The sequence below is a fragment of the Caballeronia temeraria genome, assembly GCF_001544795.2.
GTDB classification, from domain to species: Bacteria; Pseudomonadota; Gammaproteobacteria; order Burkholderiales; family Burkholderiaceae; genus Caballeronia; species Caballeronia temeraria.
In genome coordinates this window covers 38,642-55,258 of record NZ_FCOI02000031.1, presented here as the reverse complement: position 1 = coordinate 55,258, position 16,617 = coordinate 38,642, and the positions used below count along the sequence as shown (strand labels likewise).

Annotated in this window: 24 protein-coding genes and 1 tRNA gene; 13 read left to right on the top strand and 12 right to left on the bottom strand. The window is 62.7% G+C overall.

Going from position 1 to position 16,617, the window contains the following annotated elements; all coding sequences use genetic code 11:
• Positions 1-6 precede the first annotated feature (6 nt).
• From AWB76_RS30960 to AWB76_RS30945, 4 genes are all read right to left on the bottom strand, one after another.
• Positions 7-195: a hypothetical protein gene (locus AWB76_RS30960; RefSeq protein WP_061163916.1), complete on the bottom strand. Its 189-nt coding sequence runs from the start codon at positions 193-195 to the stop codon at positions 7-9.
• Positions 192-473 (bottom strand): hypothetical protein, encoded by a 282-nt coding sequence (locus AWB76_RS30955; RefSeq protein ID WP_157696249.1) that lies wholly within the window; start codon positions 471-473, stop codon positions 192-194. Before AWB76_RS30955 ends, AWB76_RS30960 begins: the two co-directional genes overlap by 4 nt.
• Before the next feature lie 268 nt (positions 474-741).
• A complete protein-coding gene (locus tag AWB76_RS30950) occupies positions 742-966 on the bottom strand; it encodes a hypothetical protein (protein ID WP_061163914.1) in 225 nt (74 codons plus the stop codon).
• 77 nt (positions 967-1,043) lie between these two features.
• The gene (locus AWB76_RS30945; protein ID WP_244173508.1) at positions 1,044-1,307 is read right to left on the bottom strand and encodes a transcriptional regulator; all 264 of its coding nucleotides are present in this window, start codon (positions 1,305-1,307) and stop codon (positions 1,044-1,046) included.
• Positions 1,308-1,390: 83 nt separating this feature from the next.
• Here AWB76_RS30945 and AWB76_RS40245 point away from each other — a divergent pair, with 83 nt between their 5' ends.
• Positions 1,391-2,404: a S24 family peptidase gene (locus AWB76_RS40245; RefSeq protein WP_082864567.1), complete on the top strand. Its 1,014-nt coding sequence runs from the start codon at positions 1,391-1,393 to the stop codon at positions 2,402-2,404.
• Positions 2,405-2,542: 138 nt separating this feature from the next.
• Here AWB76_RS40245 and AWB76_RS30935 read toward each other — a convergent pair whose 3' ends face one another.
• Positions 2,543-2,782, bottom strand: coding sequence for a hypothetical protein (locus AWB76_RS30935; protein WP_061163912.1), 240 nt, complete (start codon positions 2,780-2,782; stop codon positions 2,543-2,545).
• Positions 2,783-3,375: 593 nt separating this feature from the next.
• Here AWB76_RS30935 and AWB76_RS41735 point away from each other — a divergent pair.
• The 4 genes from AWB76_RS41735 to AWB76_RS30920 all read left to right on the top strand — a co-directional run bounded on the left by AWB76_RS41735 (position 3,376) and on the right by AWB76_RS30920 (position 4,740).
• Positions 3,376-3,516, top strand: a complete 141-nt coding sequence (locus tag AWB76_RS41735) for a hypothetical protein (protein WP_096031377.1) — start codon at positions 3,376-3,378, stop codon at positions 3,514-3,516.
• Between the two features lie 10 nt (positions 3,517-3,526).
• On the top strand, positions 3,527-3,688 hold the full coding sequence (locus AWB76_RS41730; protein WP_167357795.1) for a hypothetical protein: 162 nt from the start codon (positions 3,527-3,529) through the stop codon (positions 3,686-3,688).
• A 141-nt stretch (positions 3,689-3,829) separates the two neighbouring features.
• The gene (locus AWB76_RS41225) at positions 3,830-3,979 is read left to right on the top strand and encodes a hypothetical protein (RefSeq protein ID WP_157696248.1); all 150 of its coding nucleotides are present in this window, start codon (positions 3,830-3,832) and stop codon (positions 3,977-3,979) included.
• Positions 3,980-4,461: 482 nt separating this feature from the next.
• Positions 4,462-4,740 carry an XkdD/Y8K6 family phage-associated protein gene (locus AWB76_RS30920; RefSeq protein WP_061163909.1) on the top strand — a complete coding sequence of 93 codons (279 nt, stop codon included), beginning with the start codon at positions 4,462-4,464 and terminating at the stop codon, positions 4,738-4,740.
• A 17-nt stretch (positions 4,741-4,757) separates the two neighbouring features.
• Here the strand turns inward: AWB76_RS30920 and AWB76_RS41220 are convergent, their stop codons facing one another.
• On the bottom strand, positions 4,758-5,033 hold the full coding sequence (locus AWB76_RS41220; protein ID WP_157696247.1) for a hypothetical protein: 276 nt from the start codon (positions 5,031-5,033) through the stop codon (positions 4,758-4,760).
• Between the two features lie 35 nt (positions 5,034-5,068).
• On the opposite strand from AWB76_RS41220, the gene AWB76_RS30910 reads away from it, so the two are divergent.
• From AWB76_RS30910 to AWB76_RS30875, 8 genes are all read left to right on the top strand, one after another.
• On the top strand, positions 5,069-5,266 hold the full coding sequence (locus AWB76_RS30910; protein WP_061163907.1) for a hypothetical protein: 198 nt from the start codon (positions 5,069-5,071) through the stop codon (positions 5,264-5,266).
• Positions 5,267-5,443: 177 nt separating this feature from the next.
• A complete protein-coding gene (locus tag AWB76_RS30900; RefSeq protein ID WP_074171447.1) occupies positions 5,444-5,899 on the top strand; it encodes a phosphoadenosine phosphosulfate reductase domain-containing protein in 456 nt (151 codons plus the stop codon).
• A gap of 4 nt (positions 5,900-5,903) precedes the next feature.
• Positions 5,904-6,041: a hypothetical protein gene (locus AWB76_RS41215; RefSeq protein ID WP_157696246.1), complete on the top strand. Its 138-nt coding sequence runs from the start codon at positions 5,904-5,906 to the stop codon at positions 6,039-6,041.
• Positions 6,042-6,078: 37 nt separating this feature from the next.
• Positions 6,079-7,221, top strand: coding sequence for a hypothetical protein (locus AWB76_RS41880; protein ID WP_208606632.1), 1,143 nt, complete (start codon positions 6,079-6,081; stop codon positions 7,219-7,221).
• On the top strand, positions 7,218-7,439 hold the full coding sequence (locus tag AWB76_RS30890; RefSeq protein WP_061163904.1) for a hypothetical protein: 222 nt from the start codon (positions 7,218-7,220) through the stop codon (positions 7,437-7,439). Before AWB76_RS41880 ends, AWB76_RS30890 begins: the two co-directional genes overlap by 4 nt.
• Positions 7,440-7,479: 40 nt before the next feature.
• Entirely contained in the window at positions 7,480-7,824 is a 345-nt protein-coding gene (locus AWB76_RS40240) for a hypothetical protein (protein ID WP_061163903.1), read from the top strand.
• Between the two features lie 203 nt (positions 7,825-8,027).
• Complete coding sequence (locus AWB76_RS30880) at positions 8,028-8,267, top strand: DUF4224 domain-containing protein (protein WP_061163902.1); 240 nt, start codon at positions 8,028-8,030, stop codon at positions 8,265-8,267.
• Between the two features lie 4 nt (positions 8,268-8,271).
• Entirely contained in the window at positions 8,272-9,342 is a 1,071-nt protein-coding gene (locus tag AWB76_RS30875) for a tyrosine-type recombinase/integrase (RefSeq protein ID WP_061163901.1), read from the top strand.
• Between the two features lie 79 nt (positions 9,343-9,421).
• Here AWB76_RS30875 and AWB76_RS30870 read toward each other — a convergent pair.
• From AWB76_RS30870 to fdhE, 6 genes are all read right to left on the bottom strand, one after another.
• A tRNA-Sec gene (locus AWB76_RS30870) sits at positions 9,422-9,517 on the bottom strand.
• An 80-nt stretch (positions 9,518-9,597) separates the two neighbouring features.
• Positions 9,598-10,215, bottom strand: coding sequence for a DedA family protein (locus AWB76_RS30865; RefSeq protein WP_061163900.1), 618 nt, complete (start codon positions 10,213-10,215; stop codon positions 9,598-9,600).
• Positions 10,216-10,237: 22 nt separating this feature from the next.
• A complete protein-coding gene (locus tag AWB76_RS30860; RefSeq protein ID WP_061163899.1) occupies positions 10,238-12,241 on the bottom strand; it encodes a VTT domain-containing protein in 2,004 nt (667 codons plus the stop codon).
• 48 nt (positions 12,242-12,289) lie between these two features.
• Complete coding sequence (gene selB / locus AWB76_RS30855; protein ID WP_061163898.1) at positions 12,290-14,197, bottom strand: selenocysteine-specific translation elongation factor; 1,908 nt, start codon at positions 14,195-14,197, stop codon at positions 12,290-12,292.
• A complete protein-coding gene (selA, locus tag AWB76_RS30850) occupies positions 14,194-15,630 on the bottom strand; it encodes an L-seryl-tRNA(Sec) selenium transferase (RefSeq protein WP_061163897.1) in 1,437 nt (478 codons plus the stop codon). Before selA ends, selB begins: the two co-directional genes overlap by 4 nt.
• Complete coding sequence (fdhE, locus tag AWB76_RS30845; RefSeq protein ID WP_061163896.1) at positions 15,627-16,601, bottom strand: formate dehydrogenase accessory protein FdhE; 975 nt, start codon at positions 16,599-16,601, stop codon at positions 15,627-15,629. Before fdhE ends, selA begins: the two co-directional genes overlap by 4 nt.
• Positions 16,602-16,617 lie beyond the last annotated feature (16 nt).

The following is a 16,617-nucleotide window of genomic DNA, read 5'->3' as shown; positions in this document are numbered from 1 at the left end:
GATGACTCACAGGTCGTTGTCGTGGCCACACGGCAAGCTGCCGTCAGCCAATTGGCGAGCACCGCAGCCAATGCAGATCTTCGGCGCGGCGTTCAGCGGGATCGATTGATCGGTCGTCATCGGGCCGATGAAGAACCGGCCGGTATGAACCAGATCCGCGCCGCCGAGCGACGGCTGAAAATCGCGCGCGCTCATGCCTTCACCTTCGAAGCCTTGGCCGCCCGCGAGCAGTCGGCATTGAAGGTTGCGAATTCGCGCGAAAGACCGACGCGGACGGCGGCGAGTTCTCCGGGAAAGCGCTCGCCGCGCGCCGCAACCGCACACATGGCGTCGCGGATCTGCTTCTGCTGCGCAGCCGGCAGTTCGGGCGGCAGCTCCGGCGCAAAGAGAACCGGATTCGAGTTGTTTTGCATGGGATCTCCCGCCGGCATTCCGGTCAGTAGTACTAAATCGGAACAGAAGAAGCCTGGCATCCAAGCTGCTTGTGTATCGACTCATCCATGCAGGTGTCGGCCTCGTAGCCGACGAACTCCGTCAGTTGTCTGACGTTTTATTCCCCGCGCCGCCCAGTGTGGGCCACCTCAAACGCGGCTACTTCCGGGTGCAGCGGTCCGTATGCAGAGCGCAGGACGTGATACCCGAGGTATTTCTGAGTTGAAACGCCCAGACTCGCCGCCAAAGCAGCCAACTCCCCAGCTTCAGGAATCGGAAGTTCAACGAGAAGGCCGGTTTTTCCTTCATTCATGCCGTTACAGCACTCCCAACTTGGGACGCCGCGACACTGACGCCCAAGAGATTCGCTGGCAAAGTGCCAATCGTGCCGAACAGAAAAAGCTTGGCAATTCGAGCAAGCGCAGCGGAATCGTGATCGATCCCATGCAGAGCCTTGTAGGCCTGCAATCCCTCGTAGACGGGGTCTTCGAGGCGGGTCTTTACTTCATTTCGAAACTCGGCACGACGCGACATAGAACCTCCCTAACAAAAAGAAAAGTTGAACGATGACCATCTTTACCGCGGGTGAGACCAACCTCCTCTTCTACAACCTAGATTTCGGCTGTCCGAGAAACACGCAATATCTCGAACCCTCGATAGTCCGGGCGAAGCTTCTCGCATGTCACGCGTTCATCTTTCAGCGCGTCCTCTATGAACGGACAAGCCTCGACCGGAGCACGCTTGTCTCGGTTGATCCACTGCCAGACGGCTTGGGTGCTGCTGCCGATACGGCGCGCAAAATCGGCCTGGCTGTCGCACAGAGAAACAGCAAGCTTCAGGGTGTCGAGGGCGACGTTTTGGGCGGCGGTATCCATAGCCACCAGCATAAACCTTTGTTTAAAGAATTGCAAACTCTTGTTTATGGCGCATGAACACAATTGTTTATACGATGCGGCCCATGAGTCTGGGAAAGAACGTCAAGCACCTTCGCGCCTTAGCTGACATCGCACTGGAGCCCTTGGCGGAAGCCCTGGGCTTAGAGCGTGCTGCCGGCCGCCAAAAAATTTATGCGCTTGAAAAGCGTGAAAGCCGGAAGTCGGACATCGCCTCCGACCTCGCAAGATTCTTCGGCTTCCCTGTTGAGCGACTTCTCACCGAGGACCTAACTCACCTCACGCGCGACGAGTGGCTGGCAATCCGAAGCGCGTATCATCATTCCAATCCGCCGAACAACGGCCAGAACCCAACCCAGATCGAGCAATCGCCGACGCAGGCACGGGCGGATCATTCCCGAACAGAATTTGGTCGGTCGGAAGCCCTACAGCGCGTCCAGGCCGCTGGAAATTCGCTCGGTCTTTCCGCGACTGATATAGCCAAGGCCGCAAACGTCGATCAGGCGGTTGCCGAAAGGTGGCTGCGAGCCGAAGGTGACCCGCCAACCTTGGTGCAGGCGGTTGCCCTCCAGAGCAAGTTCGGAATCAACGCTGTCTGGCTGACAAAGGGAAAGGGAGATCCGGGTGTTACCGTTCGGTTCGCGGACGAGTATCAGCCGATTCCCATAACAAACTGGAAGGCAATACCTGTGGTTGGCATGGCACAACTTGGAGATAACGGCTACTGGGCCGACCTGGAATATCCGGTCGGTCATGGCGAAGGTTACGTTAATTTCCCGACGAACGATCCCGACGCCTATGCGCTTCGCTGCGAAGGCGACTCGATGCGTCCTCGCATCAAGGCCGGGGAGTTCGTCGTCGTTGAGCCGAACCATGAGATCGAGCCGGGCGACGAGGTGCTAGTAAAATCGATCGACGGTCGAGTGATGGTCAAGGAGTTCTTGTATCGCCGCTCAGGCCGTACGCACCTCATCTCCACGAACGACGCGCACCCGCCGGTAGCCTTCACGGACGACGAGATCGAAAAGATGCATTACGTGGCCGGCATCGCCAAACGAGCCATGTGGCGGCCCGACTAATCCAAAAAGTGCTAGGAACCCACGCGCGTTGATTGGACCGCCAACCTGATGAACCCGCTTCGGCGGGTTTTTCGTTGCCGCCCAAGACTGCACCCGTCGCGAAGCAGGACTTCCGCAGATCTCACGCGAAAGCATGCGTCAGCCCCCTCTTTCCGCCGTCATCCGCTCGACGAGTTCGGCGATCAGGTCGCGGTGTCCCTGCATTGCGGCACGCGTTTCCCGGAACACTGCGAGCAGTTTTTTGGCTGCTCTCGTGTCGTGGCCATCCCGCTCAAGTTCAACGATCAGGTCAATCTGATGCTGAATGCGAGCATCCGCGTCCATCAAGTCCGCGTCCGCCTTGCTCAGGGCACGCAATTCATCGTCGAGGCTTCGCATGCCGCCTCCCCTGCGGACCAAAAATTAGGCGGACCTGGGCGCCTCTGCAGACAGCTTTCGGAGGGCGCGGCCGACGGTCTCCAGCGCCTGCCGTGGACGTTTGAGAGCCAAGCGAGACCGCGCCATCGCTATGTAGCTCGAAAATATCTCATTCTTGGGACATAAGGCCTCGCTGTCTCGGATCAACAATTCCGCTTGAGCCTGCGCATCGGCGTCATCTTTCAAGCAGGCCTCATTGCACAACAGGAGCTCGCACCTTTCAAGGCACGCTCTAACTGCGCCCACGTAGTCGATCTTCGAGTCATCCGGTCGATCCATTATCGGCCTCCAGCGTCAAGCTGCCGCGCCTTCCGTCCAGCAAATGTCGAACCTGTCTGTTTAGCAGATTAATTCGAGGTTTCCAGACTGTTACAAAATTCTTTGCTGCGCATAAACATTTGTTTTGACATTGCGTAAACCAATGTTTATGATTCCTCCATGCGCTGAACGAAGCGCTCCGGGGATAAACCGGGAGCCCTGATCTCAGGGCACTGGCAGTGATCAGTGTCTTGTACTCAGGGCTTCCTGTCCGGCAAGTGGACAGGAGATAGCAAATGAGCTGGCTGGCAAGCGATCTACTCGAACTGAAGCGCCTTGCACAAGGTGGCGCCGGCGCGCTCATCGAACATCTCCTGCGTGAATACGCACTCAACATCATCGCTCCGGGCGTCGCTGACGTTCGGGCCGGCGGATAAGGACAGGAAGATGGGACGCGTTCTCAACGACAACGCCCTGCTCCGCGACATCTCGCGGCTGCAGGACGTCGAGAAGATCTACAAGGCGATCGGTGTTGCCGGTCTATATGGTGTTGCGATCGGCGCAGTGTGGTTCCTGTGCGTCGCCTTCCGCGCCGGGGTGCTGGTGTGAAGCTCTGGCAGATCCGGGGAATCACGTTTCTCGTCGCGGCGGCTTATCTCGCGATCTGTGCGGAGATCGACTACCGCGCCGCTCGAATCGAACGCTGCACAGTCGTCCACTGCTCGTAAAACGATCCCGTAAAGGCTCACCATGAACACGTATCAGATAGTAGTCCTTCTGTTTTCCGTGACGATGGTTGCGGCGATCGCGCTGGTGCGCGGTGCCGATGCCAGCGCGAAACGCCGCCTCGCAGAGCTCGAGCAGCAGAAGAAGCGCATCAACTGGCCGTCCACGAATTGATTTCCCACCAACCGCGTGCCGGCGCGTAATCCGGCGATCTGACTTGATGACGCAGCGAGCCTGACCGTGATTGCCCCTCGCAAGGGCGACAGGCCCGCAGCGTCATCAACTCAGGTGGAGCGCGGTGAGGGGTGGCAGGTGAAACCTGCTTTTGTAAGGACGACGAGCCCACGGGCCTCACATTGAGCCTTTCGAACTGCGACGTGAAGTATTTCATGGACGTTTAGCTGGAAGACCTCCATGTCGCCCTGCTTACCTCCGTCGGAGCCGAACACATCGATAAGGCATCCGTGCGTCACCGCAAAACGGACAAGTTTGCCCGCGACCACATAGTGAAAATGCAGATCGCCGCCAAACGGAACCGCTTCGATCCTGAGCCAAGAAAGCATGACCGGGCATAAGTATCGACTGGAGCATCAAGGATACACCTCTCAGAAATGCCCGCCGCTGCCGGCGCCGTATAACGAAGAAACGAGGAACACATGAGCACGAAACACACGCCGGGACCGTGGACTGTCGAGCGCGGCGACTGGTCGGAAGAAGGTAATGTCCGGTTCGAGATTGAGGGCATCAAAGTCTTCAAGGCAGCAGATGCGCGCCTGATCTCTGCCGCGCCCGACCTGCTCGAATCCCTGCGCACCACGGCGACGTTTCTCCAGTCCGCGACTTTGATTATGGACAAGGGATCTCGCCAGATGGCACTAGAAACCGTGGCAGAAGCGCGCGCCGCGATCGCCAAGGCAACCGGAGAGGAAGCATGAGCGAGCGTGCTATGGCGTCATCGCTTTTCAATAGCGTCGACGATCTCGCGCATGCCCTTTTGCGTGCAGGGGCGACCGGGGGCGATCGACCGAAGCAGTGCATTGAACTGTCGCGGCGTGAGGCCGGGTGCCAAGGCTTCCGGAAAAAGACGAGCGACATGTCCCGTATGCAGAGCTTTTCTGCTTGTCTCGTTGAAGGTGATCTGTTCGAGGCCCGACCGATTTGTCTCGACTCGAAGACCGCGTTCACGCGCGAGCCGAAGCACTTGGTCAACGAATTCTTTTTCGTCCATTCGACACTCCTGTCGCCGTCCGTGGAGATCCTAGCATGAACGATCGAATCACCTGCCGCTGCCAGAAGTGCGGCAAGGAAACGCAGGTATTCGGCTCCCGCTGGTGCGCCGACTGTTACTACCCCGGCATCGATCAGGACTGGCAGCGCTTCGAAGATCTGGTCGAGGAAGGATACCCGCGTCACCAGGCGCGAATCATGGCCGGGCTCGCAGATCCGCCGGACGAAGAATGACCCGCTTGCTCCCCACCTTCCGCGCGCTGCTCGAATCCCTCGAAGGCATAGGGCTCGCTCGGAAGCCGACGACACAGCAGACGCACGCGCTCTGTCAGAGATTCGTGGAGATGGTCGCGGGAATCACCGGAATGCGAGTGACGGTCTGGATTGGCGAAACACCTATTGCGAGAGAACATGAATCAAAAGCCGCGCTTACTCGTTAGCTTCTCTGGCGGCCGGACGTCGGCGTATATGTCGAAGCTGTTGAAGGCGAAGTACGCCGACAAGTATGAGCTGCTGTTCGTGTTCGCCAACACCGGACAGGAGCACGAGAACACGCTGATTTTCGTCGATCGCTGCGACAAGGAATTCGGTCTGAATCTCGTTTGGGTCGAGGCTGAAGTCATCCATGAAGCCCGCAAGGGGACCAGCTTTCGACAAGTGACGTTCGATACCGCATCTCGCGCCGGGGAGCCATACGAGCAGATCATCCGCAAGTACGGAATCCCGAACCGGAACTTCCCGCATTGCAATCGAGAACTGAAGCTTCGTCCGATCTACGCCTACGCGGATGGAGCAGCTCTACCCGCATACCGGCGCTGGATCCACGGGCGAAGGAAAGGTGTTCTTCCGTCTTGGGCGATCGACTGACCAAATGTTTGCCGCGCGCCTCGCTGCTGAAGGTTTCCGCGTGCTGCCGGAAGACGCCGACGCGGACGGCGGGTGCTCGGAAAGCTGCGAAGCCTTCACCGCCGACCAGCTCGAACTATTCGACACGGTATCGATTGACTGACGCCGCCTGACCGCCGACACCATTTTTGAGAACCGACATGACTGAAGATCAAATCGCATCGATTCAATACGCGGCTGACTGGCTGTCCCGCTCAGAAGACATCGGCAACCGGAAGCATGGTGAGCGGCTGAGTGCCCTTCTCTACGCGAGCAGAGCCGACACAGCAGGGGCGAAGCCGGACGGGTGGATTCGCATGGACCATTTGCGGCAGGCGCAGCAAGCGCCCTTCATGTGCCGCGTGGAACCTGAATTCAGACCGGGGCTTGATCTCGCACCGATCTATCTCGCCGCCCCTCCCACGCCTTCGGTAGCCGCTCCAATGACTCGCGAGCAATTGATCGAGCACACGGCACGCGAAATCGAACTAGCCAATGAAACACTCTCCGCGCCTTCGGTAGCCGAGACAGGTTACGCATTCAGAAGCGATGGCAAATTGTGGGTCACTCAGAGTCTTGCCGTTGCTGAGAGATGGAAAGCACAGGGCTTCGAAATCACACCGGTCACAGCGGCCGCGCCTTCGGTAGCCGATGCGGCGGGGGCGAGTGTGGATGCACGGGACGCTGCGCGGTATCGAGCGAAGCGAGCGTTTGCGGTAAGCATGGGCGTCACTGAGAACAACGACGACTACGACAAAGATTCTGATTCGATGGTAGCCGCCATCAAAAAGAGTCCGGCAATGAGTGACGAACTGAAATGCACCTGCAAAGGCGTGCTTGGTCACAGTCAAGAATGCGCCATGTTCGATGAATCGATGATGCGCTACGAGCCGTTCGGAAATCTCACAGCAGGGGTGAGTGAGGGACAGGCGGAGCCGGTCGGACTTGCCGGAACGATGCCTGGAACGGACGGGTTCACGATGGCGGCATTCAAGGCTTCCGATGTGCCTGTCGGGACGCCGCTCTATCTTCACCCCTCCGCCGAGATCGCCGCGCTGCGCGAGCGGATCGCGGGGATGGAGAAGGATGCGATTCGAAGCCTGATCGCGCGGCACGCCGAAGAGTTGGAGCAGAACGACTACGCGTACTTCGAACTAGCGTACACGCGCCGCACCGGATGGATGGCGTGGATCTGCTCGAACAGTCGCGACGACGACCCGAATCGCAAGGTGATCGCATGCGGCCAAGGCGATACGCCTGATGAGGCATGCGACGCCGCTATTGCCAAGGAGAAGCAGGGATGAGCCAGTTCAAGGCAAGCATCGGCCGCGATGTTCCGAAGGCCGGCGACACGCGCGTCGTGTTCTCCATCCGCACCGCGCGCGGCACGCGCATGGAGCTCGACGGCACGTTCAGCGAGGACATCGTACTGGCCGCATGGAAAGCGATGCACGAAGACATGGCAAACCGAGCATCGGCTCCCGCGAGCAAGGGAGGGCCTCGTGCTACGCGTGAGGAATAGATCCGAATATCGCGCCCAGGGCTTCTACCGCACGAGCCGCATGCCGCTTGAGATACATGCGATAAGGTCCGTAGAAAACGGCGATGTCGTCCGGATATTCGCTTCCCGTAGCCTGACCGTCAATGACCAACGCCGTGCGATGTTCGCCACAAATAACGGCGAAGCGAAAGACGCCGAAATCCAGCGCTCCATTCTTGCTCCTAATGTGGCATGCCGCATTACGCATCTTACTTATCAGGTCAGTAACGTCTCCATGGGCGTCTGCGATGTCGTCCCGAAAAGAAACCCGAGCATCCAAGTCATCGGCTCTCTGCAGGAGATCGTGCAACCAGATAAGAAGTTGCGTTACCGCCGGTTCGAAGAGAGGGTCGGCAACATGCCGTGAATCAAATATGGTGCTCTCGAAAAGTTGACCGCACTTGTACAGATACCATTGAGCATCTGAATCCGGTCTCTTCGAATGCGCCTCGTCCATTATTTTTCCTCCTCTGGCGGGAATATTAAACAGCCCGTTTTCGAATCACCCGAAGATTATGCCGAAACAGATTGAAGAATTCATGCGCGTCAGCCGCGCGTATCTGGAGAACAATGATGAGTGACACTTTCCTTAGCCCGGAAGAAGTCGCCGAACTCACCGGCGTCAAGGTAGGCCGACGCGGCAAGACGCGTGAGGAATTGCAGGCCGAATGGCTCCGTTGCTCCGGCATCCCGTTTTGGACTAACGCGCGCGGCAAGCCGATCATTGCGCGCGCCGCGATCGAGGGACGCAGCAAGTCGGAAGACCTGCCGAAGAAGAAGTGGCAACCGCGAATGATGATCGCCGGATGAAAGCATGGGCCGCAAGCCAACTCGAAATACCAATCTGCCGCCAGGCATGCGTGCTCGCCATCGAGGGAAGAGCACCTATTACTACTATGACCACGGCGGCACGCCGCGACACGAAGAGCCGCTCGGCAAGGACTTCATCCTCGCCGTGAAGCGGTGGTCGGAGATCGAGCAAGCGCAGGTTCCGAAGGGTCTGGAGCCGACGCTTCGTGTCGCGCTCGACGCATACATCCGTGACGTCATCCCGACGAAGGCGCCGCGCAGCCAGAAGGACAACCTCGAGCAGATCGTGTTGTTGCTGGAGTTCTTCGGCGATGACGCACCGCTGGACGAGATCGAGCCGATGCATGTCAAGCAGTACATGCACTGGCGGTGCCGAAAGGCCATCGAGTGGTACGAGTCGAAGAAGCGCCAGATTCCGCCGAAGGCAGGTCAAGTGCGCGCCAATCGCGACGTCGAAGTGTTGTCGCACGCGTTCAACTATGCGCGCGAGAGCGGTCTGACGAAGGCTGCGAACCCATGCCTCGGGATCAAGAAGTACGTCGAGTTCGGCCGCGACATCTACGTGGAAGATGAGACCTATTGGAAGGTCTACGACAAGGCGGACATTCCGACCCGCGACGCAATGGATCTCGCCTACCTCACCGGCCAGCGCCCGCAGGACACGCTGCGGCACGACGAGCGCGACATCCGCGATGGCTTTATGCACATCGAGCAAGGCAAGACGAAGCAGCGCCTTCGCATGGAGGTTTCAGGCGAGCTGCAAACGGTGCTCAATCGGATTCGCGCGCGGAAGGCCGGATTGAAGGTCGTCAGCACGGCGATCATCGTCAATGAGCAGGGCCAGCGCATGACGCTCGACACGTTGCAGCGACGCTTCCGAGAGGCCCGCCGCGCAGCCGGCGTCGCCGACGATGACTTCCACTTCCGCGACCTGCGAGCGAAAGCCGGCACAGACAAAACCGACAGTTCCGGCGACATCAGACAGGCGCAAAAGCAGCTCGGGCACACGTCTGTGAGCATGACCGAGCACTACGTGCGCAAGCGTCGCGGCGACAAAGTCAAGCCGACCCGCTAAAAGTTTTGCGGAAAAGAGTCCAGATTGCGGAAAAGGACCGGCTGACTTTCGAGGGTTGCCGGTCTGCCGCGAAGCCTTCTGGCGGAAGGCAGCCGGAGTCGAACCGACCTGGGAATGTCTGACATCCCCAACCGGGTTTGAAGCCCGGCCGCACCACCGGATACGGATGCCTTCCTTTCGGGAACCACGACGAACCACCACCAAGAAGCATCCCAGCCAGTTTCCGACCGGGCGTCCGATTATAACGGCGCGCCCTCACCCGCTGCCATCGTGCGAACGCGGCTGTCGCCGCCGCATCAGCCGATAGACGCAATACAGCAGCGCCGCCGCGACGAGCAGATCGACCACCGTCGCGCCGTGCGATTCGAGCGCCAGCACCGCGAGATGCAGTTGCCGCTCGAAAAGTGCGCCGCCCAAAATCCAGAACGACGCCCACGCGGCAATCCCGGCCGTATCCCAGAAGAAAAATGCGAAGGCGGCGATCTGTGTCGTGCCCATCAGCGGCGGCGTGACGAGCCCGAGTCCCGGCACGAATTTCGATACCGCGACGATCGGCGCGCCGTGCCGCTCGAATAGTTCGCCGGTCGTGCGCATGCCGTTATCGACCGCATACGACCGCCGCGACAGCGCCGCGACGAGCCGCCGCCCGTAGATGCGCCCGGCGGAAAACCACACGCTGTCGCCGAGCAGCGCGCCGCACAGCGCCGCGAACAGCACGTGCGCGAAGGCGAGGCGTCCGCTCGCCACCGCCGAGCCCGCGAACACGAGCAAGGGCGCGGAGGGCAGCGGCACGCCGAGCCGCGTCAGCAGGACGTTGGCGAACACGGCCGCGCTGCCCCATTGCACGATCGCCGACGGCGGAATCTGGATCAACCGGCACCTCTCGATCGCAACCTCATTCGGACCTCGACTCGACGAGCATCACCGGAACGCTTCCACATCCCGCGCTACTCGCAATTTCGATGCCGCGCCACGGCGTGCCCTCGCCATGATCAAAGGCCATCGGGTCGACGCGCCGGTCCGGCCGCAACACGTTGAACGGCCACGACGGACGCCGCAGCCGCTCGTGCACGACCGAGCCGAGCCAGATCGGCGCAGGCGGCGTGCCCGCGGCCTGGCGCACTTCGTAATGCGTCGGCCAGAAGCGCAGCACGTCGCGTTCGTCGGCGCCGCGCACCGAGCGCGCGAACACGAGCTTCGACGGCTCGCCGTTGTTCAGGCGCGGCAGCGCCGGCAGCGCGATCGCGGGCGCGTTCGGCATCACCACCGAAAGCACGCTTTTCAGGCTCACGTGCGACACCTCCGTCCAGCCGCGCGACGCCAGTTGCGCGCGAATCTGCTCGGGCGTCGCGGCCCACTGCACGCTGATCGGCTCCCGGCGATCGCCTTCCATGCTCGATCGATAGCAGGAAAACGTGCGCCACACGGAATCGGTCCATTGAACCGGCGTGATGACAATGGTCGACGGCACGACGCTATGCGCCTCCGTATCGTCGCTCATTTGGAGCGCGACGCTCGCGCAGATCACGGCGAGCACGGCGACCGGCATCAGCGGCCTCGGCGTCGGCTTGCCGGGATTGCGCCAGACGGCCGTCAGCGCGATCAGAAAGACCCACACGGCGGCGAGCGCGGCGCTGCCGAGCGCGTCGGAGATGGTGAAGCGGCCGAAGTACAGGCCCGCGAGACCGACCGCCGTGACGATGGCCGAGGTCGCCATCGCGATGAACACGCCGGTCAGCATGCCCACGCGCCGCAGCAGCAGGAACGCGAGAAAGCCGTAGATGACCACGGTCGCCGCGACGTCGCTGCTCGGAAAGCGATGCTCCGACGGCGCGAAGGACACGAGAGTCGGCTCGTGCGCGGTGAAGCGGATCACCGCGACGAGCAATTGCGAAAACACCACCGCGACGACCCAGTACGTGACCGTGCGCCAGCGCCGCTCGATGCTCATCCACACGATGACCGTCGCGCCGAGCGCGAGCAGCGTCGGCGTGCTGCCGAGCGTCGCGGCGGCGTCGAGGATCGAGTCGGTCCAGGTCGACTGGAAGGATTGCAGCAGCCGGTAGATCGACACATCGACCTGAACGATCGACGCGCCGCGCGCCACGTTCGCGAGCACCGAGAAGAAAAGGATCGCGGAGGCGAGCAGCAGCACGGAAATGATGACGATGAGACCCGTCGCCGGATTGCCGGGATCGAGCGCGCGCGAGACGAGGCGCTTGGCCAGGCCGCTGCCTTTTTGCGCCCACGCGAGCAAGGCGTCGCGCGACGCGATGGTCCAGCGCATCGCGTGCGACACGATCACGCGCGTGAGGTTGAACACGATCCACGCGAGCGCCGCGACGACGATCAGGATCACGACGAGCCGGATCGACACCGCGCCCGCCAGTTCGATCGACGCGCCGAACACGACGCCCGGCAGAATATGCGTCGGCGCCCAGACGAGCGCGCTCAGAATATTGACGACGAGAAAGCGCGACGGCGTCATGCCCGTCACGCCCGCGACGACCGGCACGACCGCACGCATCGGCGCGACGAAGCGCGCGAGCACGACGCTCTTCGCGCCGTGCGCATCGAAATATTTCTTGCCGGCGGCGAGCGCGCCCGGATGCGAGCGGAACGGCCACATCTGCGCGATCCGGTCGGCATAGTGCTGCCCGAACCAGAAACTCGCAGCATCGCCCGCGATGGCGCCCGCGATCGCACAGACGAACACCCAGCCGAGATTCAGCGCGCCCGCGCCGACGAGCGCGCCCGCGATGAACATCGCGGTGCTGCCCGGCACGAACGTCCCGATGAACGCGACCGATTCGAGAAACGATGCAAGCAGCACCGCCGCGAGCGCCCACTCGGGGTAGCTCGACATGAGATGCAACAGCCTGAAGTAGAGATGCTCCATCGTGTTGGACAGACGAAGGGCGCCAACGGTGTGGACAGCGCGCAATCGTCAGACAGACTCGTGCCAGCGGCTATCGGCGCGCAAGAGGTGCAGGTTGCGGTGGAATCGAGTGTACCCAACCCGATCGAAGAACTCCAAAATCTGTATCGCGCGCTTGCGGCCCAGCGCACTGGCATCTCGGAAAGCGGCCGCGCCGACCGCGCCGCCCTGCGATTGCGCCGCTTGCGCGACGAGTTGCGCCAGCGCGCCGATCGACGCGCGGCAATAGAACAGGTCGCGCACGACCTGAAATACGTCGCCGCGCCGCGCGAGCTTCCTGAGGAGCCGGCGCATCTCGTCTTCGCCGACGCCGTGCGCGTTCGCGAGATCGCGCACCCACGGCGGATCGAAACGCCCCTGCTCCAGCGATGCAAGCACCGCGCGCGCGAGCGTTTCCTCGTTTTCGTCGAGCGTCACTGCATGCGAAGGCAGATGCAGCCACGGCCCGCTCTTCGCGATCGAGCCGCTCGCCACCGCGTCATCGACGAGCGCGCGCCACAACGCATCCGGCGCGAGCGGCGCGGCCATGCGGCGCAGTCGCGCGGCGTCGGGGCCTTGTTCATCGGGAAAACGTTCGTGGAAAGCGGCGAGCGCATCGAGCAGCCGCGTGGTCAGCGCATCCCAGTGACGCGCTGCAATGTAGCGCGTGTCGTCGTGCGTGGACACCGCGCGCACGCGTTCGGGTGACACGCTGCGTCCGCACACATGCTCGATCAGCGAGCGCGGCAAACCATACGGCGCTTCGTCGACCAGCGCGTCGGCGCGGCCCGTTTCGAGCATCGCGACGAGCGCATCGAGCCATGCGCGGCGCTGCGGCGTGCGGCGCTTGCGCGCGGGCGCGAACGGATCGAGGACGCGTCCGCCCCCCACCGTCCGGCTCGCCTGCGCATTGCGCACGATGAAGCGATCGCCGGGCAACGCGCAGACGGGCGCATCGAACACGAGTTGCACACGCGCCGTTTGGCCCGAAGCGAGCGTGTCCGCTTCCAGCAGCGCGGCATGCGCGACACGATGCGTCGTGCCGAGATGCACATGCAGCGGCGCCCAATGCGTGAGCGTGAGTTGCGCGTCCTCCAATAAGCTCAGCTCGACATCGATTCGCTCCGATGCACGCGCGAGCCGCGCATCGACGATCCAGTCGCCGCGCGCGAGCGCGTTCTTCTCGATGCCCGCGAGATTGAGCGCGCAGCGTTCGCCCGCGCGGCCCGTCTGTGCCGCGCGATTCTGCGCGTGAATGCTGCGCACGCGCACGGGCTCGCCGCACGATTCACGCGGCGCAATGGCGAGCATGTCGCCGACATTCACGCGGCCCGCGAACACCGTGCCGGTGGCGATCGTGCCCTGCCCCGTCAACGTGAACACGCGATCGACGGCGAGCCGGAAAAAGCCGTCGTCGCGACGCGTGCGCCAGTGCGCGGCGGCGTCGTGCAGATGCGCTTGCAGTGCGGCGACGCCCGCGTCATCGTCTCTCGTCGCGTCGGTGTCGAACACGGGCGCGTCGCGCAACGGGCCTTGTGCGAGCAACGCGGCGATTTCGGCATGAACATCGCGCACGCGCGACGCTTCCACGCGATCGCCCTTCGTCACCGCGACCGCGCCGCGCGTCACGCCGAGCAGTTCGAGAATCGCGAGATGTTCGCGCGTCTGGGGCATGACGCCATCGTCGGCGGCGATCACCAGCAAGGCGAAGTCGATGCCGCACGCGCCCGCCGCCATCGTATGCACGAGCTTCTCGTGTCCGGGCACGTCGATGAAGCCGAGCACGCCGCCATCGCTCAGCGGCACGTACGCGTAGCCCAGTTCGATGGATATGCCGCGCGCCTTCTCTTCCTTCAGCCGATCCGTGTCCACGCCGGAGAGCGCGCGCACGAGCGTCGTCTTGCCATGATCGATATGCCCCGCCGTGCCGACGATCATTCGAGCGCGTCCAGTTGCATGACGAACGCGGCTTCATCGGCTTCTTCGAGACAACGCAGATCGAGCCGCAACGCGCCGTCCGCGATGCGGCCGATCACCGGCCGCGGCAATTCGCGCAGCCGCTTCTCGATGCGATTCAGTTGTCCGCCCGGCCGTTTGCCGCTCGCGAGGCGCACCGCGAGGCCGTAGCTCGGCAGCACATCGACAGGCAATGCGCCGCTGCCGATCTGGCTGAACATCGGCTCGGCGCTGACCGTGAAGGCATCGCCGATAAAGCGCTGCAACGCAGGCTCGATGCGCTCGGCGGCGAGACGCATGGCATCGGCGGGACGCGTCAGCAGACGCAATGTCGTGAGACGCTCGCGCAGCGTTTCGGGCGCGCGGTAAAGCCGCAGCACCGCTTCGAGCGCCGCGAGCGTCAGCTTGCCGACGCGCAATGCGCGCTTGAGCGGATGCTTCTTGATCTTCGCGATGAGAACCGCGCGGCCGACGATCAGCCCCGCTTGCGGCCCGCCCAACAGCTTGTCGCCGCTGAAGGTGACGAGGTCCGCGCCCGCCGCGATCGTCTCGCGCACGGTCGCTTCGCGCGGCAAGCCCCATTGCGTGAGATCGACGAGCGTGCCGCTGCCGAGATCCACCACGACCGGCAATCCGCGCGCTTTCGCGATCGGCGCGAGTTCCGCGAGCGTGACTTCCTTCGTGAAGCCGTTCACGGCGTAGTTGCTGCAATGCACCTTCATCAGCAGCGCCGTCTTCGCGTTGATCGCTTCGTCGTAGTCTCTCGGATGCGTTCGATTCGTCGTGCCGACTTCGCGCAGTTTCGCGCCCGCGCGACTCATGATGTCGGGAATGCGGAACGCGCCGCCGATCTCGACGAGTTCGCCGCGCGACACGATCACTTCCTTGCGCGACGCGAGCGCGGAGAGCGTCAGCAACACCGCCGCCGCGTTGTTGTTCACGACGGTCGCAGCCTCGGCGCCCGTCAGCTCGCAAATCAGTTCGTTGATGAGATCGTCGCGATCGCCGCGCGCGCCGGTATCGAGATCGAATTCGAGGTTCGCGGGGCGCGTGAGAATGTCGGCCACGGCGCGCACCGCTTCGTCGGGCAGAAGCGCGCGGCCGAGATTCGTATGCAGCACCGTGCCCGTGAGATTGAAGACGCTGCGCACGTTGCTGCGTGCGCGCTTCGCGAGTCGCGCATCGACCGCATGCGCGAGTTGCGCATCGCTCAGTGCATCGACGGAAGCGCGGCCCGTTTGGGCGTCGGCGCGCCATGCATCGAGCGTCGCGCGCAAGGCGGCGAGCGTCTGCGTGCGCCCGTAGGCGGCGATCACCGCCCCGAATTCCGCCGATGCCAGCACGCGCTCCACCGACGGCACTCGAGCCATCAACGCGCGCAGTTCGCTGCCGTCGCCGCCCGTGACGTCGCTCATCGATCGTCTTCCGTGTGTTCGGGCCACAGCCACGGATGCGGCGCCGCGCGCCGGAAGCCCGCATCGCCCATCAGGAGATCGAGCGTGAGGCTCGCGAGATCGTCGGCGTAAGGCTCGAAATCGTAGGCCTTCTCCTGATAGCCGATCTTGCGATACGTGCCGCATTCATCGCACGACTCCGCCTTGAGCGGCGCACTTCTCGCCTTCGCGGTTTTTTCTTCCTCGGGTTCGTCGCCGGTTCCCATCACGTGATAGGCGATGCCTTTGGTCGAGTCGCAATTCGTGCATTTCGCGCGGACCACGTGCAGTTCCGTCGCGCACAGGCCGCATTGCACAAAGCGATAACCTTCGTACGCGCCGCCCACGCGCACGATGCTCGCGACCGGCACCGATCCGCACACCGGGCAGACGCCGGGCGTGTCGAGATACGGCACGTCTTTCATGTCGATGCGGCTCGCGAGATCGGTCCACACGACCTGCAACGCAGCCGCGATGAAGGGTGCGGCGGCCGGATCGATCTCGGCGAAGCGCAGCGCGAGAATGGCATTGGCTTGCGCGTCGAGCGCGGCGGCATCGAGCGCGCGCAGACGGGCGACGAGTTGCGCGAGCGCCGGCGTCAGCGCGCCCGCCGCTTCGATGCTATCGAGCAGCATGAGCAGCACGTCGCGCCACGCGGGATCGCGATCGTCGGTCAGCGCGGGGACGATGGGCATCGAATGACGCTGATTCAGCTCGATCGATGCGCGTGAAGGCATCGGCGCATCGAACCGGGTCAGCACACGCTGCTGGGCATCGGCGAGCGCGGCCATCAGACGCAGATAACCGGCGATGGGATTGCCCGCCTGCGCAAGCTGCACGAGACGCGCGGCGCGCGCGGAGAAGATCGTCGCGCGTTCCGGCATGCGCAAACGCGGAATGGCCGATGGATCGAGCGATTCGATACTCGCGGCTTCGACTATGCGTTGGACCACGGAAGGTTTCCTCGCG

Coding starts and splice junctions, on each gene's coding strand:
- AWB76_RS30960 (WP_061163916.1), bottom strand. CDS start 195: ATGAGCGCGCGCGATTTTCAGCCGTCGCTCGGCGGCGCGGATCTGGTT.
- AWB76_RS30955 (WP_157696249.1), bottom strand. CDS start 473: ATGCCAGGCTTCTTCTGTTCCGATTTAGTACTACTGACCGGAATGCCG.
- AWB76_RS30950 (WP_061163914.1), bottom strand. CDS start 966: ATGTCGCGTCGTGCCGAGTTTCGAAATGAAGTAAAGACCCGCCTCGAA.
- AWB76_RS30945 (WP_244173508.1), bottom strand. CDS start 1,307: ATGGATACCGCCGCCCAAAACGTCGCCCTCGACACCCTGAAGCTTGCT.
- AWB76_RS40245 (WP_082864567.1), top strand. CDS start 1,391: ATGAGTCTGGGAAAGAACGTCAAGCACCTTCGCGCCTTAGCTGACATC.
- AWB76_RS30935 (WP_061163912.1), bottom strand. CDS start 2,782: ATGCGAAGCCTCGACGATGAATTGCGTGCCCTGAGCAAGGCGGACGCG.
- AWB76_RS41735 (WP_096031377.1), top strand. CDS start 3,376: ATGAGCTGGCTGGCAAGCGATCTACTCGAACTGAAGCGCCTTGCACAA.
- AWB76_RS41730 (WP_167357795.1), top strand. CDS start 3,527: ATGGGACGCGTTCTCAACGACAACGCCCTGCTCCGCGACATCTCGCGG.
- AWB76_RS41225 (WP_157696248.1), top strand. CDS start 3,830: ATGAACACGTATCAGATAGTAGTCCTTCTGTTTTCCGTGACGATGGTT.
- AWB76_RS30920 (WP_061163909.1), top strand. CDS start 4,462: ATGAGCACGAAACACACGCCGGGACCGTGGACTGTCGAGCGCGGCGAC.
- AWB76_RS41220 (WP_157696247.1), bottom strand. CDS start 5,033: ATGGACGAAAAAGAATTCGTTGACCAAGTGCTTCGGCTCGCGCGTGAA.
- AWB76_RS30910 (WP_061163907.1), top strand. CDS start 5,069: ATGAACGATCGAATCACCTGCCGCTGCCAGAAGTGCGGCAAGGAAACG.
- AWB76_RS30900 (WP_074171447.1), top strand. CDS start 5,444: ATGAATCAAAAGCCGCGCTTACTCGTTAGCTTCTCTGGCGGCCGGACG.
- AWB76_RS41215 (WP_157696246.1), top strand. CDS start 5,904: ATGTTTGCCGCGCGCCTCGCTGCTGAAGGTTTCCGCGTGCTGCCGGAA.
- AWB76_RS41880 (WP_208606632.1), top strand. CDS start 6,079: ATGACTGAAGATCAAATCGCATCGATTCAATACGCGGCTGACTGGCTG.
- AWB76_RS30890 (WP_061163904.1), top strand. CDS start 7,218: ATGAGCCAGTTCAAGGCAAGCATCGGCCGCGATGTTCCGAAGGCCGGC.
- AWB76_RS40240 (WP_061163903.1), top strand. CDS start 7,480: ATGCCGCTTGAGATACATGCGATAAGGTCCGTAGAAAACGGCGATGTC.
- AWB76_RS30880 (WP_061163902.1), top strand. CDS start 8,028: ATGATGAGTGACACTTTCCTTAGCCCGGAAGAAGTCGCCGAACTCACC.
- AWB76_RS30875 (WP_061163901.1), top strand. CDS start 8,272: ATGGGCCGCAAGCCAACTCGAAATACCAATCTGCCGCCAGGCATGCGT.
- AWB76_RS30860 (WP_061163899.1), bottom strand. CDS start 12,241: ATGGAGCATCTCTACTTCAGGCTGTTGCATCTCATGTCGAGCTACCCC.
- selB (WP_061163898.1), bottom strand. CDS start 14,197: ATGATCGTCGGCACGGCGGGGCATATCGATCATGGCAAGACGACGCTC.
- selA (WP_061163897.1), bottom strand. CDS start 15,630: ATGAGCGACGTCACGGGCGGCGACGGCAGCGAACTGCGCGCGTTGATG.